Source organism: Arthrobacter sp. Y3223164 (genome assembly GCF_059091005.1).
Genome location: NZ_JBNHGF010000475.1, coordinates 1 through 1,828, shown reverse-complemented (window position 1 = coordinate 1,828; position 1,828 = coordinate 1). Strand labels below are relative to the sequence as shown.

Below are 1,828 nucleotides of genomic sequence, written 5' to 3'. Positions count from 1 at the left end.
GGCTGGACGCGGCCGCGGTGCGCGGCCTGTTGCTGGCCTCGCTGGGCTTGCCGGACGTCCCGCTGCCCAAGCTGCTGTCCGAGTTCCGGCCCGATGCCCTGCCGGTTGAGCCGTGGATCTTCGAGCCGCCGGAGCTGGTTCCCGACCCCAGCTGACGGCAGGCGGGAAACTGCCCGCTCGCCCGGGACTCATAACCGCGGACAACCTGGCCGGCACAGCGGCGGACTTCACCGAGTGTTTGCCGGTGCGTCGCCCGGCGCCGCTAGTCTTCGGCAGATGGGCGGACTATTCGTGGCGCTGGGCGACAGCTTTACCGAGGGCGTGGGGGACTACAACGCCAATTTTCCCAATGGCGTGCGCGGCTGGGCCGACCGGGTGGCCAAGCAGCTGGGCAAGCAGGACCCGGACTTCCGCTACGCAAACCTGGCGGTACGCAGCAAGCGGCTCCACCAGATCATCGCGGACCAGCTGGAACCGGCCATCGAGATGCAGCCAACCCTGGTCTCCTTTTATGCCGGCGGCAACGACATTTTGGAGCTTAAGCGGAGCATGCCGGAACTCCTGGCGGAGTACGAATCCGCCGTCCGCCGGCTGGCCGAAACGGGTGCGCGGTTGATCCTTTTCACCGGCTTTGAGGTCATGCTCCCGCCCGTCCTAGAGCCGATGCGGCGGCGCAACTGGGTGTTCAACGAGGCCGTCCGGGACCTGTCCCGGCGTTACGGGGCGGTGCTGGTGGACCACTGGGCGTTCGACCTCTATCAGGACCGGAGGATGTGGGACACGGACCGGCTGCATATGTCCGCGCTGGGGCACAAGTACATGGCGGCCAGGGTCTTGGAGGCCCTCGGCGTGGAGCACACACTCAGGCTGAAGCGGCCGGAGGCTCCGGTGCGGGCGGGCTGGCGCGCGGCACTCCGGCGCGAGCGCGACTGGCTGCAGGAATGGGTGGTCCCGATGTTCGGCCGCAAGCTCAGGGGCGTCACGCTGGGGGACAATCTGGCGCCGCGCTGGCCGGAGCCGGTCCAGGTCTCGCACGGGCTGAAAAAGCTGGCCAGACAGCGTGCCGCTGCTTCCGCAGGCTGACGTCCCGGCAGGTCCTGGCCCGGCTGGCCGCCGGCTGACCTCCCCGCAGTTATCGCCCGGCCGCTGCGGGGCGCAGGTTGGGCTCACGCCCCCCAAGTCCTTTTAAGGCCCGCCGGTCAGCGCTGTCGGCCTGCCGTTGGGCGATAGCGCTGGCCGCGGCGGCATGATCTTACCGGCCTGCGCGGCGGCGGCTGTACGCTGTTGCAACAACAGGGACCGCGGCCAGGCCGCGCCGTCGGTGAGGAGGGTTGTGGCCATGTCCGTCCAGGAACCGCGCGATCCCGTGCCGGCGCTCGACCTTCCCGCGGCGTTCCGGGAGCCCACCACCAAGGTCCGGCCCGGCTGGGTCACCGCCGTCGTGCTGACCAACCTCGGCATCAATGCGGCGTTCTTCGGCCCGCTGCAGGTGCTGCTGGCCCAGCAGTCGCAGGCGTTCGATGCCGTGAACAAGGAAGCCGTCCTGGCGATGGCCACCGGCTTCGGCGCCGCCGTGTCGCTGGTCGCCAATCCGATCTTCGGGGCGCTGAGCGACCGCACTACGTCCCGGTTCGGACGACGCGTGCCGTGGGCGCTGGCCGGCGGCGTCCTGGGCTTCGCCGCGCTGTTGCTGCTGTCCGGCGCCCCCAACATCGCGGTGATGGTGATCGGCTGGTGCCTGGTGCAGGCCGGGTGCAATGGCGCCTACGCGGCCGTTACTGCCAGCATCCCGGACCGCGTGCCGCGGCGGCAGCGCGGCCAGATCGGC

General features: G+C 70.1%; 2 protein-coding genes. Both read left to right on the top strand.

Features of this window, described 5'->3' with window-relative positions; genetic code table 11:
- The first annotated feature begins 276 nt into the window (after positions 1 to 276).
- Positions 277 to 1,083 carry an SGNH/GDSL hydrolase family protein gene (locus AC5RUJ_RS15555; protein ID WP_494000965.1) on the top strand — a complete coding sequence of 269 codons (807 nt, stop codon included), beginning with the start codon at positions 277 to 279 and terminating at the stop codon, positions 1,081 to 1,083.
- A gap of 256 nt (positions 1,084 to 1,339) precedes the next feature.
- Positions 1,340 to 1,828, top strand: a 489-nt coding sequence (locus AC5RUJ_RS15550; protein WP_494156164.1) for an MFS transporter, incomplete at its 3' end; no start/stop codon positions are given.